The organism is Streptomyces sp. 6N223 (genome assembly GCF_052246635.1).
In the GTDB taxonomy this organism is placed as follows: domain Bacteria; phylum Actinomycetota; class Actinomycetes; order Streptomycetales; family Streptomycetaceae; genus Streptomyces.
Window position 1 is genome coordinate 1 of the sequence record NZ_JBQQCA010000028.1, and the last position, 18176, is coordinate 18176.

Annotated in this window: 17 protein-coding genes; 11 read left to right on the top strand and 6 right to left on the bottom strand. The window is 73.6% G+C overall.

The genetic code is table 11. From position 1 onward, the window contains the following. Window positions 1-127: 127 nt before the first annotated feature. The 3 genes from ACTWQH_RS18335 to ACTWQH_RS18345 form a co-directional block, all read right to left on the bottom strand. Entirely contained in the window at window positions 128-1243 is a 1116-nt protein-coding gene (locus tag ACTWQH_RS18335; protein ID WP_443287681.1) for a hypothetical protein, read from the bottom strand. An 82-nt stretch (window positions 1244-1325) separates the two neighbouring features. After that, window positions 1326-1868, bottom strand: a complete 543-nt coding sequence (locus tag ACTWQH_RS18340) for a hypothetical protein (RefSeq protein ID WP_443287682.1) — start codon at window positions 1866-1868, stop codon at window positions 1326-1328. Window positions 1869-1952: 84 nt separating this feature from the next. Continuing rightward, complete coding sequence (locus ACTWQH_RS18345; RefSeq protein ID WP_443287683.1) at window positions 1953-3125, bottom strand: aminotransferase class I/II-fold pyridoxal phosphate-dependent enzyme; 1173 nt, start codon at window positions 3123-3125, stop codon at window positions 1953-1955. Between the two features lie 91 nt (window positions 3126-3216). Between ACTWQH_RS18345 and ACTWQH_RS18350 the strand changes: the two genes are divergently transcribed. From ACTWQH_RS18350 to ACTWQH_RS18370, 5 genes are all read left to right on the top strand, one after another. Next, window positions 3217-3987, top strand: coding sequence for a DUF5819 family protein (locus tag ACTWQH_RS18350; RefSeq protein WP_443287684.1), 771 nt, complete (start codon window positions 3217-3219; stop codon window positions 3985-3987). A gap of 4 nt (window positions 3988-3991) precedes the next feature. Then, window positions 3992-5317, top strand: a complete 1326-nt coding sequence (locus ACTWQH_RS18355; RefSeq protein ID WP_443287685.1) for an HTTM domain-containing protein — start codon at window positions 3992-3994, stop codon at window positions 5315-5317. Window positions 5318-5501: 184 nt separating this feature from the next. Next, window positions 5502-6296 (top strand): TrmH family RNA methyltransferase, encoded by a 795-nt coding sequence (locus tag ACTWQH_RS18360; RefSeq protein ID WP_443287686.1) that lies wholly within the window; start codon window positions 5502-5504, stop codon window positions 6294-6296. A 403-nt stretch (window positions 6297-6699) separates the two neighbouring features. Beyond that, complete coding sequence (locus ACTWQH_RS18365; protein ID WP_443287687.1) at window positions 6700-6924, top strand: hypothetical protein; 225 nt, start codon at window positions 6700-6702, stop codon at window positions 6922-6924. Window positions 6925-7073: 149 nt separating this feature from the next. Continuing rightward, entirely contained in the window at window positions 7074-8237 is a 1164-nt protein-coding gene (locus tag ACTWQH_RS18370) for a nitric oxide synthase oxygenase (protein WP_443287688.1), read from the top strand. A gap of 19 nt (window positions 8238-8256) precedes the next feature. Here the strand turns inward: ACTWQH_RS18370 and ACTWQH_RS18375 are convergent, their stop codons facing one another. Beyond that, entirely contained in the window at window positions 8257-8724 is a 468-nt protein-coding gene (locus ACTWQH_RS18375) for an Lrp/AsnC family transcriptional regulator (protein ID WP_443287689.1), read from the bottom strand. 193 nt (window positions 8725-8917) lie between these two features. On the opposite strand from ACTWQH_RS18375, the gene ACTWQH_RS18380 reads away from it, so the two are divergent. The 4 genes from ACTWQH_RS18380 (at window position 8918) to ACTWQH_RS18395 (ending at window position 12494) form a co-directional block, all read left to right on the top strand. Then, complete coding sequence (locus ACTWQH_RS18380) at window positions 8918-9847, top strand: NTP transferase domain-containing protein (RefSeq protein ID WP_443287690.1); 930 nt, start codon at window positions 8918-8920, stop codon at window positions 9845-9847. 7 nt (window positions 9848-9854) lie between these two features. Next, window positions 9855-11123 (top strand): molybdopterin molybdotransferase MoeA, encoded by a 1269-nt coding sequence (locus ACTWQH_RS18385; RefSeq protein ID WP_443287691.1) that lies wholly within the window; start codon window positions 9855-9857, stop codon window positions 11121-11123. A 16-nt stretch (window positions 11124-11139) separates the two neighbouring features. After that, a complete protein-coding gene (locus ACTWQH_RS18390; protein ID WP_443287692.1) occupies window positions 11140-12123 on the top strand; it encodes a phosphotransferase in 984 nt (327 codons plus the stop codon). 68 nt (window positions 12124-12191) lie between these two features. Continuing rightward, window positions 12192-12494 carry a TFIIB-type zinc ribbon-containing protein gene (locus ACTWQH_RS18395; protein ID WP_443287693.1) on the top strand — a complete coding sequence of 101 codons (303 nt, stop codon included), beginning with the start codon at window positions 12192-12194 and terminating at the stop codon, window positions 12492-12494. Here ACTWQH_RS18395 and ACTWQH_RS18400 read toward each other — a convergent pair. Beyond that, window positions 12449-13321: a class I SAM-dependent methyltransferase gene (locus tag ACTWQH_RS18400; RefSeq protein WP_443287694.1), complete on the bottom strand. Its 873-nt coding sequence runs from the start codon at window positions 13319-13321 to the stop codon at window positions 12449-12451. The two genes, ACTWQH_RS18395 and ACTWQH_RS18400, sit on opposite strands and share 46 nt — an antisense overlap. A 159-nt stretch (window positions 13322-13480) precedes the next feature. On the opposite strand from ACTWQH_RS18400, the gene ACTWQH_RS18405 reads away from it, so the two are divergent. Then, window positions 13481-13936, top strand: a complete 456-nt coding sequence (locus tag ACTWQH_RS18405; RefSeq protein ID WP_443287695.1) for a tellurite resistance TerB family protein — start codon at window positions 13481-13483, stop codon at window positions 13934-13936. Between the two features lie 114 nt (window positions 13937-14050). Here the strand turns inward: ACTWQH_RS18405 and aspS are convergent, their stop codons facing one another. Continuing rightward, window positions 14051-15820 carry an aspartate--tRNA ligase gene (aspS, locus tag ACTWQH_RS18410; protein WP_443287754.1) on the bottom strand — a complete coding sequence of 590 codons (1770 nt, stop codon included), beginning with the start codon at window positions 15818-15820 and terminating at the stop codon, window positions 14051-14053. A 151-nt stretch (window positions 15821-15971) separates the two neighbouring features. Between aspS and ACTWQH_RS18415 the strand changes: the two genes are divergently transcribed. Further along, window positions 15972-18167 carry a SpoIIE family protein phosphatase gene (locus tag ACTWQH_RS18415; protein ID WP_443287696.1) on the top strand — a complete coding sequence of 732 codons (2196 nt, stop codon included), beginning with the start codon at window positions 15972-15974 and terminating at the stop codon, window positions 18165-18167. The last annotated feature ends 9 nt before the right edge of the window (window positions 18168-18176 follow it).

Sequence of the window (18176 nt, forward strand, 5' to 3'; positions counted from 1 at the left end):
CGCCCGGCGCTGTCACTACCACCGCCGCACCCAAGGTCACGAACTCGGCCTCACTGACGGCCCATCAACCGAGTACACTCAGAAACCCACCTCTGACCAGCGCAGATAGCAATCTGCAACTGGAGTACTAGGGCGTAGCGGCGACGGGCCGCGGCGCGACGGGTGACCGCGACGCGCGGTGGTCGGAGAGGCGGTCGGTGAGGTGGACGGAGAGCACCCACATCACGCCCAGGTCGATGGCGAGCTCGCTGACCGCCGCGAACTGGTTCACCGTGAACTTGAACACCTGACCCACGAGGACGTCGACGAGCAGGGCGTACCGGAACAGCCGGAACGCCGTCGCCTGGTCGCGGCGCAGCCTCGCCAGCCCGGCCACGCCGAGGACGGTGGAGACCGCGGCGCACAGCAGGATGCCGACGGCGGCGCCGCGCTGCGGGTCGGCGGCCAGCTCCCCGCTGACGATGTCCACGGGGATCCACACCGTGAGCATCAGCGCCTCCGTCAGCACGCACACCACGGCGAGGGCGGCGGCCACGCGCGTCCGGGCCAGCCGCCGCAGGGCGGCCACGCACCGCGGCCCCCAGGACAGGGCCAGGGAACGCCAGCGCCCGGCGGGGGCGCGCTCGGGCACCGCGGCGAGCAGCCGGACCAGGGCCCGGTCGACGTCGCGCCCGGACGCCTCGACCAGCCGGAGGGCCGCCTGCCGCTGCTCGGCGGTGAGCCCGGACGTGACGCCGGTCAGGGCGAGGTCGGCGGCGTTCGCGGTGCGCTGCTCGGCCGTCAGGCGGGCGGGGTCGGCGGTCCGCCGGCGTATCAGGCGGGACAGGACGAGGAGGAGGGCGAAGGTCGCGTAGATGATGCCGGCGGCCGGCTGGTAGAAGTAGCCCGGCTCGTCCGTGATCTGCTTGCCGATCTCGTCGATGAAGAGCCCGAAGCCGACGCCGCCGACGAGCGCGGCCAGGCCCCGGGCCGCGCGCCCGAGGAGGCAGAGCGCGAGGAGCACGGCCGCCGCCATCAGCAGCCCGCCCCACAGCATGTGGGCGATGTGCAGATTGCTGCCGCCGCCGCCCAGCTTGGGGTATCCGGCCTGGGCCAGGTAGGCGCGGGTGGCCAGGACCGTGGCGATCCCGGACAGCGTGAAGAGGCTGACGTACGCCGCGGCGCCGCCCGTGCCGGGCCGCCTGGATGACGCGGATAGGGCGGACGCGGATAAGGCGGATGCGGATGCGGAGAAGGCCAGCATGGCTTCAGCATCGCGGGGGCGGGCGCCGCACCGCGATCCGGGGGCTCCCGGACCGTACCCCCAACTCTCCCCTTAGGGGGATCTAGTAGCGGCCGGGGCCGTAGTAGGTGTAGGTCTCCGTCTCGTCGCCCCAGTCGACGGCGAGGGTCGAGCCGTTCAGCGTCAGCGTGGCGTCCAGGTGGTAGGGCAGCTGAGACGGATCGAGCGCGTCCGGGCAGTCGAGGGAGATCGTGTCGCCGTCGAGTTCGCCGATGCAGAGCAGGTAGTCCGTCGTGTCCTGGGGGATGTAGGTGACCTCGGCGGACCCGTCGAAGGTGAGCTGGCCGCCCTCACCGGGAACGGGGGCGGTCTGCCACACGCCGTCCAGCTCGTCCATGAGGGAGTGGTCGCGGGTCGGCTCCTCCGTCGGGGCGGCGGTGGTGGGGTCGGGCGGGGGCGGCGTCGTCGGCTCGGCGGTCGTGGGCGTGGGGCTCGAAGCGGGGCTCGAAGCGGTCGAAGTGGGGCCCGGCGTACCGGCGTTGAGGTCGGACAGGCGGCTGGGCAGCTCCGACGGGTCGCCGCCGGCCTCGTCGTCGCCCCCTCCGCCGCCGCACGCGGTGAGCAGCAGCGCCGCTCCCGCCGACAACGCGACCAACGTCGCGGCAGATCTTCGGTAGTTGGCCATCGGGGTCCCCCCATCCGGTCGGCTCTGGGAACGGGTGAGCGAACCCTACCGGTCGGACGGCGCGGCCGCGGCCGCCCCCGCGGCCAGCCGCTTCGCCGCCTCGCGCAGCGACTCCGCGCGGCGGCAGAAGGTGAAGCGGACCAGCCACGGGACCGGGTCGGGCCCGGCATGGCGGAACGCCGAGGTGGGGATGGCGACGACGCCCGCGCGGGCGGGCAGGTCGCGGCAGAAGGCGTGGCCGTCGGCGTAGCCCCAGGGGCGGACGTCGGCCTGGATGAAGTACCCGGACTCGGCGCGGTACGGGCGCAGCCCGGCTCCGGCCAGGCCCTCGGCGAGCAGGTCGCGGTTGGCCCGGAGGGTCGCGCGCAGCGAGGCGGCCCACGGCTCGACGGCGTTCAGCGCGCCGGCGATGGCCGCCTGGTACGGGGTGCCCGAGGCGTAGGTGAGGAACTGCTTGACCGCGGTGACGGCGGCGACGAGCCGCGCCGGGCCGCTGACCCAGCCGACCTTCCACCCGGTGGCGTTGAAGGTCTTCCCGGCCGAGGAGATGGTCAGGGTGCGCTCCCACATGCCGGGCAGGGCGGCGATGGGGGTGTGGGCCAGGCCGTCCTCGTAGGTCAGGTGCTCGTAGACCTCGTCGGTGACGACGGTCAGGTCCCGCTCCCGGCACAGCTCGGCGATGGCCGCCAGCTCGGCGGCGGTGAAGACCTTGCCGGTGGGGTTGTGCGGGGTGTTGAGGACGAGGAGGCGGGTGCGGGGGGTGACGGCGGCGCGCAGCGCGTCCGCGTCGAGCGCGAAGCCCTCCCCCTCCGAGACCAGCGGCACGGCGACCAGGCTGGCGCCGCTCAGCCGCGCCCCGGCCGGGTAGGCGTCGTAGCAGGGGTCGAGCGTGAGGATCTCGTCGCCGGGGCCCGTCAGGGCGAGGAACGCCGAGGCCAGCGCCTCGGTCGCGCCCGTGGTGACCAGCACCTCGCCGTCGGGCTCCGGGCCGAGGCCGTAGTGGCGGCGCTGGTGGGCGGCGACGGCCTCGCGCAGCTCGGGAACGCCGAAGGCGGGCGGGTACTGGTTGTGCCCGGCGAGCACGGCGGCGGAGACGTCGCTCAGCAGCGCCGGCGGCGAGTCCAGCTCGGGAACGCCCTGGCCGAGGTTGATGGCGCCGGTGCGGCGGGCCAACTCCGTCATCTCCGTGAAGATGGAGGTCTCGATCGCGCGGCTCATGGGCTCACCCTAAGCCGTCTACGGGTACGGTGCTCGGGTCAGAGAGAGGAACGAGCGGCAGCCACAGCAGGCGTTGGGGGAGCGGCCGAGCATGATGCGAGAACCGGATCCGGCGGCAGAGCCGTCGGCAGGGCCGGGGAGAGACGGAACCGGACGGGCCGGCGCGGTGGCGCACGCGCACGACCTGGAGCGGACCGAGACGGCGGACGTGCAACTCGGCACGCTGCCGCTGCGCTCGCGGCTGATCATCGCCCTGGCTCTCGGCGTCCTGTCGGTGTACGCGCTGTGGCACATGGCGCTGGTCTTCCTCTTCGTGGCACCCGCGAACACCCTCAGCGAGGAGTACGGCGAGGGGATGCGCGAGTACATCTACCCGGAGTTCGAGCAGACCTGGAAGCTGTTCGCGCCCAACCCGCTCCAGCGCAACATCGCCATCGAGGTCCGTGCCGAGGCAGGCGGGAAGACCACGGACTGGATATCCCTCACCGCCATGGACATCGAGCACATCGAGCACAACCTCTTCCCGAGCCACACCGCCCAGAACGAGCTGCGCCGCGCCTGGGACTTCTACACCGGCTCCCACGCCGAGGACTCCGGCGAGCCGATAGGGCTGCGCGGCGAGGTGTCGGAGATATACGTGCACCGCATCGCGCTATTGCGCCTGGACCAGGCGGGCGATAGCGGCATCGACCTCGATGAGGTGGAGCGCATACAGCTCCGCTCGGCCACCACGCTGCTGCCCGCGCCGGAGTGGAGCGGCGAGGAGATCGACACCACGACCGCCTACTACGAGCTGGACTGGTGGGTGGTCACGACAGAGGACCTGCCCAGCGGCGTTCTCGCGTCGGACGGGGAGGACTGAGCTCATGAGCCAGAGCCAGAGCCAGAGCCAGGGCCAGGGCCAGAGCCAGGAGGTATCCCCGTTCGCGGGCCTGGGCGCCCGCTTCGACGCCGCGCTGGCGCGGAGCGTCGGGCACGTCACGCGCCGCGCCCTCGGCCCGTACCAGACCGCGATCGTCCGCATCGGCTTCGCCGTCACCATGCTGGTGTTCCTGGTCCGCGAGTGGCCGCACCGGCACGAGCTGTACGGGCCCGACAGCCCGTGGGGCTACGACATCGCCACCCGCTTCGTCGCCGACAACCACGCCTTCACCGTGCTGCTGTGGACGGACTCGGTGCTGTGGTTCGAACTCGTCTACCACCTGGCCATCGCCGCCAGCGTCGGGCTGCTGCTGGGCTGGCGCACCCGCGCGATGTCGCTGCTGTTCATGATCGGGGTGCTGTCGCTCCAGAACCGCAGCGTCTTCATGGGCGACGGCGGCGACAACGTCGTCCACCTGATGGCGCTCTACCTCGTCGTCACCCGCTGCGGCCAGGTCTGGTCGCTCGACGCCCGGCGGCGGGCGCGCGGCACCGGGCACTGGGCCGACCCGGTCGGCATCGCGGTGTGGGCGGTGATGGGCCTGGCGCTGCTGGGGTCGGTGGCGAGCGGGAAGCTGGACAGCCCGGTGTGGACGGCGTTCTTCGCGGGGATGTGGCTGGTCTACGCCTACTGGTGGCTGGTGGAGCGGTACGCGGGCGGCGAGCCGCGCATCGTCTCGGACATCGTCGCGAACATCGTGCACAACGCCGCGCTGCTGGTGATCATGTTCCAGGTGTGCGTGATCTACGCCTGCGCGGGCTGGTACAAGATCCAGGGCTCGCGCTGGGGCGACGGCACGGCCGTGTACTACCCGCTCAACCTGGACTACTTCGAGCCGTGGCCGGAGCTGGCGGACGCGCTGAGCAACAGCGGGCTCATCATCATGGCGCTCAGCTACGGAACGGTGGCGGTGCAGGTCGCGTTCCCGTTCGCGCTGCTGAACCGGCGGGCGAAGAACCTGCTGCTGTTCCTGATGATCGGCGAGCACATCGGCATCGCGGTGCTGCTGGGGCTGCCGGCGTTCTCGATGGCGATGATCGCGATGGACAGCGTCTTCCTGCCGACGGCGTTCCTGCTGTGGATGGGCGCGGGGGCGGGGAAGGCCACGGCCCGCCTGCGGCGCCTGCGCGGGGGCGGCGGTGACGCCGCTGGCGCCGGTGACGCCGGTGGCGCCGAGGCGGCGCCGGACACCACCACGGCCGCCGGCGCCGGGCCGGTGCCCGTGCCCGCGCAGAAGCGCCGGCCCCCGGTCTCGGCGGAACGCCCATGAGGCGCCGCCGCCCCGCCGCCCGGCCCTGGGGGGCTCCGCCCCCCAGACCCCTCGTCGCGCAGGTGCGGGCCGTCCCCTCCCGAGGGGTGTGCCCACCCTCCGCCCCTGGCGGAGACTGCCCACACCCCGGGTTGGGGTGCGTGTGCAGGGCCGAGGGCACGGGGGCGGCGCCCCCAGGGCAGCCGTGAGTGGCGCCGCGCTCGCCGCCTGGCGCGCCCGCGCCGACGCGCCGGGCGCGGTGCTGCTCGACGGCTTCCACGCCCTCAAGCACGCCCTGCGCTTCCACGCCGACGTTCCCCTCGCCGTCGCCGCCGACAAGCCCGCCGCGCTGGAGCTGGCCGGCACACTCGCGCCCGAGCTGGGCGACCGCCTCGCCGCGCTGCTGGAGCCGGTCACCCCGGACGAGCTGCGCGCCCTCGTGCCGCGCCCGCACCCCACCGGCGTCGCCGCCCTGGCCGTACGCCGCCCCGCCCGCCTCGCCGAGGCGCGGGCCCCCGTCGTCGTGCTGGACGAGCCCCGCCACCTCGGCAACATCGGCGCCGTGATCCGCGTCGCGGCGGGCGCGGGCGCGGGCGGCGTGATCACCACCGGCACCGCCGACCCCTGGCACCCGAGCGCGCTGCGCGCCGCCGCCGGCCTCCACTTCGCCACCGCCGTCGAACGCCGCGAGCCGGGCGAGCTGCCGCCCTGGCCGCTGTACGCCCTCGACCCGGAGGGGGAGGACATCCGCGCGGTGACCGTTCCCGACCGGGCGCTGCTGGCGTTCGGCTCCGAGCGGGCCGGTCTGTCGGCCGCGCTGCGCGAGCGCGCCGACCGCCTGCTGGCCCTGCCGATGCGGCCGGGCGTCTCCAGCTACAACCTGGCCACCAGCGTGGCCATGACCCTCTTCCACTGGATGTCGGCTGGATCTCGGCGGGATGACGTCGAGGGATGTCGCGGTGACCCATCCCCAAGTCCTCCAGGCGCCTCTATCCTGTGACTCCCCAACGCCGGTCCACGGTCTGAGAGAGCCCATGCGGAAGATCGTTGAAGCGATCAGTTGCAAATGCCAGAACGGGACCCTGGTTCGCGAGGTGAACCTGACGAACGACGGCTTTCTCTTCGATAACCCCGACTGGGCGTGCACCAGTTGCGGACGTGTCGTCCAGGAGAGCAATCCTGAGCGCATCGCGCCCTGGCCGGACTCGCGGCCCAAGCCCTGAAAGGCTCCCGCGCTCCTGGGAATTCGAACGTGCGAGCATTCTCACGCCCGGCGGGGCCCGCCACGGAGATTTCTGTTGCCGGAGAGAGACAGGATGCGTAACGCCCCGTCAAAACAGCGCGCGCACAGTGGTAACAACGAGCGGTTGCGACGGCGGCGAGCCGGGGAAGGAGCCGTCACGATGAGCTGGAGCGTCGACTCGTGCGTGGTGGACACCCGGACCGGCCGGATCGGGCGCGTCCAGGGCCACGCCGGTCCTTATCTGAGGCTGCGTTCGCTGTCGGGCGGTCAGGAGTGGCACTGCCCGCCGGACACCGTGCGCGCGGCGATGGAGTGGGAGCAGCGCAACGCCGACGTGCTGGACGCCAACTGGCGCTTCTGGCGGCGGCGTACAGCCGGGCTGTGAAGCACGGAACAGCGAAGCACCAAGCTGTGAAGCTGTGAAGCTGTGACATGGCTCGCTGCGGGACGTGGGACAAGTGTGAGGGACGGCGGGGTCGTCTAGTCTGGGCGCCCGGGGGCGCCGCACCAGCCGCACGCGACCCGAGGAGCCCCTTGGACACCGGAAGCCACACCGGGCACCCGTACCAACCCCCCACGCCGCCGGTCCCCGCCTGGACCGAGGTCGAGGAGTTCGTCACCCTCTTCCACGCCGAACACCCCGACCAGCCCGTGCCCCTGGGGATGCGGCTGCGCCAGATCCGCGAACGCATCGAGCTGACCGGCACCTACCACCACACCCCCGCCGAGCTGGAGTTCGGCGCGCGCGTCGCCTGGCGCAACTCCAGCCGCTGCATAGGGCGTCTGTACTGGCGCAGCCTGCGCGTCCTCGACCGCCGCGCCGCCACCGCGCCCGCCGAGATATACGGCCACCTCTGCGAGCACCTGCGGCTGGCCACCAACGGCGGCCGCATACGCCCGGTGATCTCCGTCTTCGCCCCCGACGCTCCGCGCCGCCCCGCGCCCGTCGTCTGGAACAGCCAGCTCATCCGCTACGCCGGCTACCAGCACCCGGACGGCATGATCATCGGCGACGCCGGGCACATCGGCTTCACCGAGGCGGTGCGGCGCATGGGCTGGCAGGCGCCCGGCGGCTGGTTCGACATGCTGCCCTGGGTCATCCAGGCGCCCGGCGACAAGCCGCAGCTCTTCGACATCCCCCGCGACCTCATCCTGGAGGTCCCGATCAGCCACCCCGATCTGCCGAGCATCACCGAGCTCGGCCTGCGCTGGCACGCGCTGCCCGTCATCTCCCACATGCGGCTGTCCATCGGCGGCATCGACTACCCGCTCGCGCCCTTCAACGGCTGGTACATGGGCACCGAGATCGGCGCCCGCAACCTCGTCGACCCCGACCGCTACGACCTGCTGCCGTTCGTCGCCGAGCTGCTGGGCCTGGACACCAGCAGCGAGGAGACGATGTGGCGGGACCGGGCCCTGGTGGAGCTGAACGTCGCCGTGCTCCACTCCTTCCGCGCCGCGGGCGTGAAGATCACCGACCACCACACCGAGTCCCGGCGCTTCCTCACCCACCTCGCCCGCGAGGAGAGCGAGGGGCGGATCGTGCCCGCCGACTGGAGCTGGATCGTTCCGCCCGTCTCCGGCGGCATCACCCCCGTCTTCCACCGCTACTACGACGAGGCCGACCAGCGCCCCAACTTCTACCTCGACGACCTCGCCCGGGCCCGCGCCACCGGCCGCTGCCCGGTCGACCACTAGGGCCGACCACCAGGAAGGCCTAGGGCGGCGGCGTCAGCGGCTCGGCCTCCTCGAAGACCAGCAGGGTGCGGGTGCTCCGGACCTCCGGAATCGTCTGGATACACCCCAGCACCAGCTCGCGCAGCGCCCGGTTGTCCGTGGTGTGCACCAGCATCAGCACGTCGAAGTCCCCGCTGACCAGCGAGATGTGCGAGGCCCCCGGCACCTGCTCCAGCTTCTCCCGCACCGTGCGCCAGCTGTCCTGCACGATGGTCATCGCGACGTACGCCGCCGCGCCCTGGCCCGCCCGCTCGTGGTCGACCCGGGCGCTGAAGCCGCGGATCACGCCCTCGTCGACCAGGCGGCTGATCCGGGCGTAGGCGTTGGCCCGCGAGATGTGCACCTGCTCCGCGACCGACCGGATCGAGGCGCGGCCGTCCACCCGCAGCAGCCGCAGTATCGCCAGGTCGATCGAGTCGAGCGGCCTGACACCCTCCTCCTCCCTCATGAGGCCCGTCCTCCCCTCCCGCTTTGGACGTCCTGCACCCATGTCACGCGAACGGAAGCCAGATGTCCACACCGCGTCCACGCGATCGGCCACGTCGTGAGTCATGCGGGGAGCTGCGGCATGCGCCTGTGCGACCCCTCCACGCTTCACGCGCCCCGCATGGCGCCGCGATGCGGCGTAGCGTGGGCGGACGATGACCCCGACCTCAGCGATCTCAGCGACCACTTCAGCGGCATCCGCGATCCCAGCGTTCGACGCCGTCGTGCTCGCCGGGGGCGCCGCCCGGCGGCTGGGGGGCGTGGACAAGCCGGGCGTGCGCGTCGGGGGGCGTTCCCTGCTGGACCGGGTGCTGGCGGCGTGCGCCGAGGCGGACCGGGTCGTGGTCGTGGGGCCGGAGCGGGAGACGGGCGTGGGCCGGCCGGTGGTGTGGGCGCGGGAGGAGCCGCCCGGCGGCGGGCCGCTGGCCGCGCTGGAGGCGGGGCTGCGGCGCACCGAGCGGCCCGTGGTGGCCGTGCTCGCCGCCGACCTGCCCTTCCTCACCGCCGGCAGCCTGCGGCTGCTGCTGGACGTGCCGCCCGGCGCGGACGGCGTGCTGCCGCGCGACGGCGCCGGCCGCGACCAGCCGCTGACCGCCGTCTACCGGGCCGAGCCGCTGCGCCGCGAGCTGGCCGCGCTCGCCGCCGAGCACGGCGGCACCCTCGCCGGGCTGCCGGTGCGGCTCCTGCCGCGCCGCCTCGGCCTCCACCGCGCCGTCGGGGCCATCGCGGAGCGAGCCGCCCTCGACTGCGACACCTGGGAGGACATCGCCGCGGCCCGGGCGCGGATCAGGGACCATGGGAGCGTGCTCGACGAATGGATCGCCGCCGCCCGGGCCGAGCTCGGCATCGACCCCGCCACGGACCCCGCCCTGGACATGGACATCAAGGCGCTGCTGGACGCCGCCCGCGACGCCGCGCACGGCGTCGCCCGCCCGGCCGCGCCGCTGACCACCTTCCTCATCGGCTACGCGGCGGCGCGCCACGGCCTCGCCCCGGCCGACGCGGCCCGCAGGATCTCCGCCCTGGCCGAGCGCTGGTCCCGGGAGCCGGAGCAAGGGCCGCGGCAGGAGAAGGCAGCGGAGTGAGCGACCGGTGATCGACGACTTCGACGACGCGCTCGCCCTGGCGAACGCCCCCCTGGGCGCCGCCACCGAGGCGGAACGCCGCCGCGTGCCGCCGCCCGCCGCCGAGCGGCCGTCCCCCGGCTGGGAGACGGCCCGCGCCGCCGCGTACCGCGCCGTCCGCCCGCTGCGCCCACGCCTGCTGCCGCTGGAGCAGGCCATCGACCACACCCTCGCCGTCGGGCTGAACGCCCTCACCGACCTGCCCGCCTTCGACACCTCCGCCATGGACGGCTGGGCCGTCGCCGGCCCCGGCCCGTGGCGGCTCGCCGGCGACGGCCACGTGCTGGCCGGGGCCTCGGCCGCGCCGCCGCTCGGCGACGGGCAGGCCGTGCCGATCGCCACCGGCGCGCGCATCCCGGAGGGCACGACGGCCGTGCTGCGTTCCGAACGCGGCAGCGTCACCGGCGGCCAGCTCCGCGGCCCGCAGCCCACGCCCGGCGCGGACATCCGCCCGCGCGGCCAGGAGTGCCGCACCGGTACGCCGCTGCTCGTGCCCGGTACGCCGCTGACGCCCGCCGCGCTGGGGCTGGCCGCCGCCGCGGGGTACGACCAGCTGCGGGTGTACCCGCGCCCCCGCGCCGAGGTGCTGGTCCTCGGCGCCGAGCTGCTGCACCGGGGACTGCCGCACGACGGCCGCATCCGCGACGCCCTCGGCCCGATGACCGGCCCGTGGCTGACCGCCCTCGGCGCCCACGTGCTCGTCACCCGCCGCCTGGGCGACGACGCCGACGCGCTGCACGAGGCGATCGGCACCAGCCGCGCCGACCTCGTCGTCACCACCGGCTCGACGGCCGCCGGGCCCGTCGACCACCTCCGCGCCACGCTGCACCGCCTCGGCGCCACGCTCCTCATCGGCGGCGTCGCGGTGCGCCCGGGCCACCCCATGCTGCTGGCGCGCCTGTCCGGCGGCGTTCCCCTGGTGGGCCTGCCCGGGAACCCGCTCGCCGCCGTCTCCGGCCTGCTGACGCTGGCCGCGCCGCTGCTGCGCGGCCTCGGGGGACGGCCGGAGCCGGGCGGGACGGAACGCCACGCCGCCCTCACCGCCGAGGTGCGCGGCCACCCGCGCGACACCCGGCTGGTCCCCGTGGCCTGCCCGGACCCCGACCAGGCCAGCCCGCTGAACTACGCCGGCCCCGCCATGCTGCGCGGCGTCGCCTCGGCCGACGCGCTCGCCGTCATCCCCCCCGGCGGCGCCGAGGCGGGCACCCGGGTCCGGCTCCTGGACCTCCCCCGCTAGCCGGGAGGCACCACCCATGGCGGCACATGCCCACGATCCCCCCAGGACCCCGGCGGCCCACGCCCTGACCCGCCTGCTCTCCGGGCCCGCCGGCGCTGCCGGCGGGCCCGGAGGCTCCGCCAGCGCCGCGGCGGCGGAGCCGGTCGTGCTGGCCGAGCGGCCTGAGGTCACCGTGGTGCGGGTCGGGAGCGTGGTGGCCAAGGCGCATGCGGCCGGGACGGACGCGGAGGCCCTGGGCGTGCGGCTGCGGGTCGCGCGCGATCCGGCGCTGGACGGGATCCTGCTGGCGCCGCTGCCGCCGGGGGACGTGACGCGGATGCGGGACGGGCGTGCCGCCACGATGTGGCCGTACGGAACGCCGGTCGACCCGGACGACGCCGGGGCCGTGCCCTGGGAGGCGGCGGGGCGGCTGCTGGCCGCGCTGCACGCCGTGCCGCTGCCGCTGGCCGGGGCCGGCGCGATCCCGGCGATGGGCGGTGCGGTGCGGACGGCCCGCGTCGTCGGGCGGATCCGCGCCCTCGCGGGCCACGCCGCCGCGCGGCGGGCGGTGGCGGGGGTGTGGGAGGGGCTGCCCGCCTGGTGCCGGGGGGAGGCGGAGGCGACGACGGCCGGGTCGGCGTTGTGCCACGGCGACTTCCACCTGGGGCAGCTCGTGCGGCAGCCGGGTCCGGGCCCGAGCGGGCCGTGGCGGCTGATCGACGTGGACGACCTCGGGCTCGGCGATCCGGTGTGGGACCTGGCCAGGCCCGCCGCCTGGTACGCCGCCGGGCTGCTGCCGGAGGCCGACTGGCGGCGGCTGCTCGGCGCCTACCGCCCCGACTGGGACCCCTGGCCGCGGCTGGACGCCCCCGCGCGCACGCTGACCGCGCACTTCGCGGCGCGCTCCCTGCTGCGGGCCGACGCGGCCGGGCGGGCGCTGACCGGCGAGGAGGAGGCGTTCGTCGACGCCTGTGCCCGGATAATCCGCATACCGGGGACGCCGGAGGGAGGGAGCGTTTAGGGTGGCTCGGACGTTGCCAGGTCATACGACGAGTTTGTTTGTGCGTTTCGAGGAGCCAGGAGCCGACGATGCAGTGTCCAAAATGCCACGCGCCCATGCACACCTTCAGCCGCAGTGGCGTCCAGATCGAGCAGTGCAGCGGCTGCCGCGGCATCTTCCTCGACTACGGGGAGCTGGAGGCGATCACGCGCCTTGAGACCCAGTTCGCCGGCGCCCCGCCGCAGGCCGCTCCCGCGCCGCCTCCGCCGCCGCAGCCCGGTCCCGCCTGGGGCGCGCCGCAGGGCGGCCACTACGGCGGTCACGGCGGCCACCACGGCCACTACGGTCACCGGCGCAAGGGCGGCCTCTCCGGGCTGTTCTTCTCTTCCTGATCTCCCCGGTCTCCCCGGTCTCTCCGGTCTTCCGGGCCATCCGGGCCTTCCGGGGCGCTCACGCGGATCTTGGACTGGCCGTGGGGGAGCTTCTCCCAGTCGTCCATGAAGCGGGCCCGCAGCCCGTGGCGCTCGGCCAGTGAGATCAGCGTCTCGGTGCGGTAGTAGAAGTCCTCGCGCAGCACCTGGTGCTCGGCGCCCTCCGTGCGGTCGAAGGTGAAGTCGAAGAAGCCGCCGGGCGCCAGGATGCGGCCCACGTGTGCCATGCACTCCTCGATGATCCCGATCGGCGAGTGCGAGAAGACGCTGTGCGCGTGCACGACGTCGAAGTGGCCGCTGGGCAGGAAGTCCAGCGTGAGGTCGCGGGTGATGGTCAGGTGCGGCAGCTTCTCCTGGAGCTCATAGGTCACCACCGTCTGCTTGGCGCTGATGAGGATGTCCGGCGAGATGTCGATGCCGTAGTAGTTGCCGGGTTCGAGGTACTGGATGAAGCGCCAGCCCGCGCGGAGGTTGCCGCAGCCGATGTCGAGCATGCGGTGCTCGGGCCGCAGCCCGTGGCTGGTGAGGTAGTCGAACTGCATCTGTCCCAGCGCCAGCCAGCGCTCGTGGCTGCGGCTGCCGACGGCCGCCTTGGGGTCGCGGGCGGCGTCGGAGGCCATCACGGCGCGGTAGTACGCCACGTGGTCGCGATGCTTGAGCCGCAGCCACGCGTCGCGCCCCGTTCGCCTCAGGTAGGGGGTGACGCGACCGGGGTGGCGGAGCGCGTAGCCGATCTTGTGGGCGAGTCGGGCGCGGTTGACGGTCAGGTTGCGGCGGGTCGTCGGCATGTGCGCAGCTTGGTCCAGTTCTGTTCCCCACGCAATTCCTTTGCGTCAGCGTGTTGACGGCCCTCCGACGGACGAGTCGCCCGGAACTCGGGGTGGGGTGGAATCGTTGACGCGGCGACGAATGGACGAGAAGCACACGAGTGGTTGAGGTGACGTGCGATGGCGCTGTGGGACCGCATCAAGGACTCCGCGCAGAAGATGCAGGGCCAGCTCATGGAGAAGAAGACCGAGCTGAAGAGCGGGTCGTTCCGGGACGCGAGCATGGCGATGTGCGCCCTGGTGGCGGCGGCCGACGGCTCGGTCGATCAGGCGGAGCGACAGCGCGTCGCGTCCCTGATCGCGAGCAACCCGGTCCTGCAGAACTTTCCGGCCCACGACCTCCAGCAGCGCTTCAACGGGTACGTGGACCAGCTCACGGCCGACTTCCAGTTCGGCAAGATCAACGTGATGCAGGTCATCGGGACGACGAAGAAGAAGCCGACGGAGGCGCGGGCGGTCATCCAGATCGGCATCGTGATCGGCGGCGCGGACGGGAACTTCGACCCGACGGAGCGGCAGGTCGTGCGCGAGGTGTGCACCACGCTGGAGATCCCGCCGCACGAGTTCGACCTGTGAGGAAAGCTGACCAACGGTAAAAGCTGACGACGACAGCCCGGCCCCCGGGTGGGGTGCCGGGGTGCGGGCGGCAGCGGGGCCGGGGGCTCCGCCCCCAGCCCCGCCGGACAGGCCCTAGTCGCGCTTGCGCAGCGCCAGGTGCAGCTCGCGCAGCCGCGTCTCGTCGACCGGGCTGGGCGCGCCCATCAGCAGGTCCTGCGCGTTCCCGTTGAGCGGGAACGCGATCGTCTCCCGCAGGTTCGGCTCGTCGGCCAGCAGCATCACGATGCGGTCGATGCCGGGTGCGATCCCCCCGTGGGGCGGCGCCCCGTAGCGGAACGCCCGCAGCATGCCGCCGAAGTCGCGCTCCACGTCCTCCGGCGTGTAGCCCGCGATGCCGAACGCCTTGAACATGACCTCCGGCTCGTGGTTCCGGATCGCGCCGGAGGACAGCTCCACCCCGTTGCAGACGATGTCGTACTGCCAGGCCAGCACGTCCAGCGGGTGCCGGGTCTCCAGCGCCTCAAGGCCGCCCTGCGGCATCGAGAACGGGTTGTGGGAGAACTCGATGGCCCCGGTGTCCTCGTTCCGCTCGAACATCGGGAAGTCCACGACCCAGCAGAAGCGGAAGACGCCCTCCTCGAAGTGCCCGGTGCGGCGCGCGGCCTCCACCCGCACCGCGCCCATGATCTTCGACACCTCGTCGTACTCGCCCGCCCCGAAGAAGAGCGCGCTGCCCGGCCCGGCGCCGGTCGCGCCCAGCAGGGCCTTGACGTTCTCCTCCGTCAGGAACTTCGCGATGGGCCCGCTCAGCGCCCCGTCGTCGCCGACCCGCACCCACGCCAGGCCCTTGGCGCCGAGCCCGGTCGCGTAGTCGCCCATCTCGTCGAAGAAGCGGCGCGGCTGCCCGGCCACGTCCGGCACCGGCAGCGCCCGCACGTGCTTGTCGGCGAACGCCCTGAAGCCCGACCCGGCGAAGACGTCCGTGACGTCGACCAGCTCCAGCTTCGCCCGCAGGTCCGGCTTGTCGGAGCCGTACTTCGCCATCGCCTCGCGGAACGGGATCCGCGGGAAGGGCGAGGTGACGTGCCGCCCGCCGCCGAACTCCTCGAACAGCTCGGTCATCACCTTCTCGATGACGGCGAAGACGTCCTCCTGCTCGACGAAGCTCATCTCCATGTCGAGCTGGTAGAACTCGCCGGGCGAGCGGTCGGCGCGGGCGTCCTCGTCGCGGAAGCAGGGCGCGATCTGGAAGTACCGGTCGAAGCCCGCGATCATCAGGAGCTGCTTGAACTGCTGCGGCGCCTGCGGCAGGGCGTAGAAGGTGCCGGGGTGCAGGCGGGAGGGGACGAGGAAGTCGCGGGCGCCCTCGGGCGAGGTGGCCGACAGGATCGGCGTGGCCAGCTCGGTGAAGCCCAGGCCGGTCATCTTCTGGCGGATGGCCGAGATGACCTTCGAGCGCAGCACGATGTTGCGGTGCATCCGCTCCCGGCGCAGGTCGAGGAAGCGGTACTCCAGGCGGCGCTCCTCGCCGACGCCGTCCTCGGCGTTGATGGTGAACGGCACCTGATCGGACGCGCCGAGCACCTCCACCTCGCGGACCTCGACGTCGATCTCACCGGTGGGCAGCTCGGGGTTCACGTTCTCCGCGCCACGGCTGACGACCCGGCCGTCGACGCGGACCACGGTCTCCTTCGCCAGCGAGCCCAGGCGCTCGATGACCGGCTCGATGCCGGGCGTCTCCGGGTGGACGATGAGCTGCGTGATGCCGTAGTGGTCGCGCAGGTCCACGAAGAGGATGCCGCCGAGGTTCCGGCGATTGTGCAGCCAGCCCGAGAGCCGGACATCCGTGCCGATGTTCGCCGAACGCAGCTCGCCGCAGGTGTGGGACCGGTACCGGTGCATCGTCTTCGTCATCCCAGTCATTGGTGGTTTTCGGGTGGCTAACGGGTGGCTTTTCGCGGTCGCAGGAGCCCTTGCAGAGGCCCTTGCAGACTACCGTCCCGGGCTACGCCTGTTCGCCGCCGGTGGACAGATAGGCATAAAGTTGTGCGATATGCATACAGAGGACGTCCTGGCCGCGCTGGACGCCTGCCGTATAGGCGTCTGGCGCTGGGAGGGCGAGGAGGGGATGATCAGCCTCGACGCCGTCGCCGCCGAGCTGATCGGGCTGCCGTCCACGCCGGTCACCGTCCCCGACCACGTCGTCCGCGCCCACTTCCACGTGGCGGACTACGTCCAGGGCTACCGCGGCATGGTCGCCGCCGCGGCCGACGGCCGGGTCGGCGAGGCCGAGCTGCGGGTCGTCGCCGAGGACGGCGGCGTGGTGCGCACCCTGCGCAGCCGCGCCCGCAGCCTCCAGGGCGGCCTGCCGTCCGCACCCGGCGTTCCCCACACGCCCTCCGTCATCGTCGGCATCCTCGCCGAGGCGGCCGAGGAGGAGCCGCCCTCCGCCGCCCGCCCCGCCACGCCGGACGCGGCGGAGTGGCGGCGCGCCCGCGAGGCGTTCCTGCTGGACGTCGGGCAGGCGCTGTCGGAGGCCAGCACCACCCGCGAGGTGCTGCGGATCGCGAGCTCCCTGGCCATGCCCGGCTTCGAGCCCTCCGCCACCGGCGTCTTCAGCCGCGAGGGCGACCACCTGCGGGTGATCGAGTACCACACCCAGCACGGCGACGCCGAGCGGGACAGCGAGCTGATGGAGGCGCTGCACCGTGCCGTGCCCCTCTCCCGCGCGCGGGTGGACTCCGCCGGGCCGCCGGCCGGGGTCATGCGCACCGGGCACGCGGTCTACCTCCCCTCCCCCGCCGACTTCGAGGAGCGCTACCCCGAGGTGTGGAACGAGCTGTGGCCCACGCTCAGGCGATTCGGCCACCAGTCCTGGGGCTTCCTGCCGCTGACGGTGGCCGGGCGCACCATCGGCGTCTGGCTCGTCTGCTTCGACACGCGCCACGCCTTCACCTTCGAGGAGCGGGCGCTGCTGTCCACCATCGCCCGGCAGCTGGCCCAGGCCCTGGCGCGGGCGTTCCTCCACGACACCGAGCGCGAGCTCACCGCCGACCTCCAGCACACCATGCGGCCCGCCCCCAGCCCCACCGTCCCCGGGATGCGGATCGCGGCCCGCTACGTGCCCACGGGCGGCGGGCTGCGGGTCGGCGGCGACTGGTACGACGTGATCCCGCTGCCGTCCGGGCGCGTTGCGCTGATCATCGGTGACGTGCAGGGGCATGACGTGCGGGCCGCGGCGATCATGGCGCAGCTCCGCATCGCGCTGCGCGCCTACGCCTCCGAGGGCCACCACCCGGACGGGGTGCTCTCGCGCGCCTCCCGCTTCCTCGCCACCCTCGCGCCCACCGCCGGGAAGGCGCACGCCGAGCCCGACGACCGCTTCGCCACCTGCCTGTACGTGGAGGTCGACCCGCCCTCCGGCACGCTCGACATCGCCCGCGCGGGCCACCCGGATCCGGCGATGCTGCTCGAGGACGGCACGATGATCAACCGGCCGACCGCCGGCGGGCTGCCGCTGGGCATCGACCCGGCCGGAGACTACCCGACCACCCGGCTGGTGCTGGAGCCCGGCGAGACGCTGCTGCTGTGCACGGACGGGCTGATCGAGGCGGGCCACCTCGACGTGGACGCCGGGTGGGCGCGGCTGCGCAAGGCGCTCGCGGCCATCAGCCCGGCCGCCGACCTGGAGGACGTGGCCGACGCCCTGATCGACACGGCGCGGCGGCCCGGCGGCGTACCCGATGTGGCCGCCGCGGGGGGCCTCGTGCCCGGCTCGGCCGAGGAGGACGACATCGCGCTGCTGCTGCTGGAACGCCCCGAGACGCCCGCGACGGGCGTGCGCGGGCCGGTGCGGCGGGTGGTGCTGACCATCGCCCAGTCCGAGCCCTCCCGCGTCGCCCAGGCGCGCGGCCAGCTCGACGCGCTGCTGCACGACTGGAAGGACTCCGGCCGGGTCTACGGGGCGGCGCTGATGCTCTCGGAGGTCGTGACGAACGTCCTCACCCACACCGACGGCGACGCACTGCTCGTGGCCGAGCTGAGCGGGCAGGCGGGCGACCGGCTGCTGCGGGTGGAGGTCACCGACCCCAGCGACGAGCTTCCCCACCGGCGGGAGCCCGGCGAGCTGGCGTCCTCGGGACGCGGCCTGATGCTGATGGAGTCGCTGGCCGACGCCTGGGGCGTGGCGCCGCGCGGCGAGGGCAAGACGACGTGGTTCGAGCTGCGGGAGGGGCCGCCCGGCCTGTGAGACGGACCT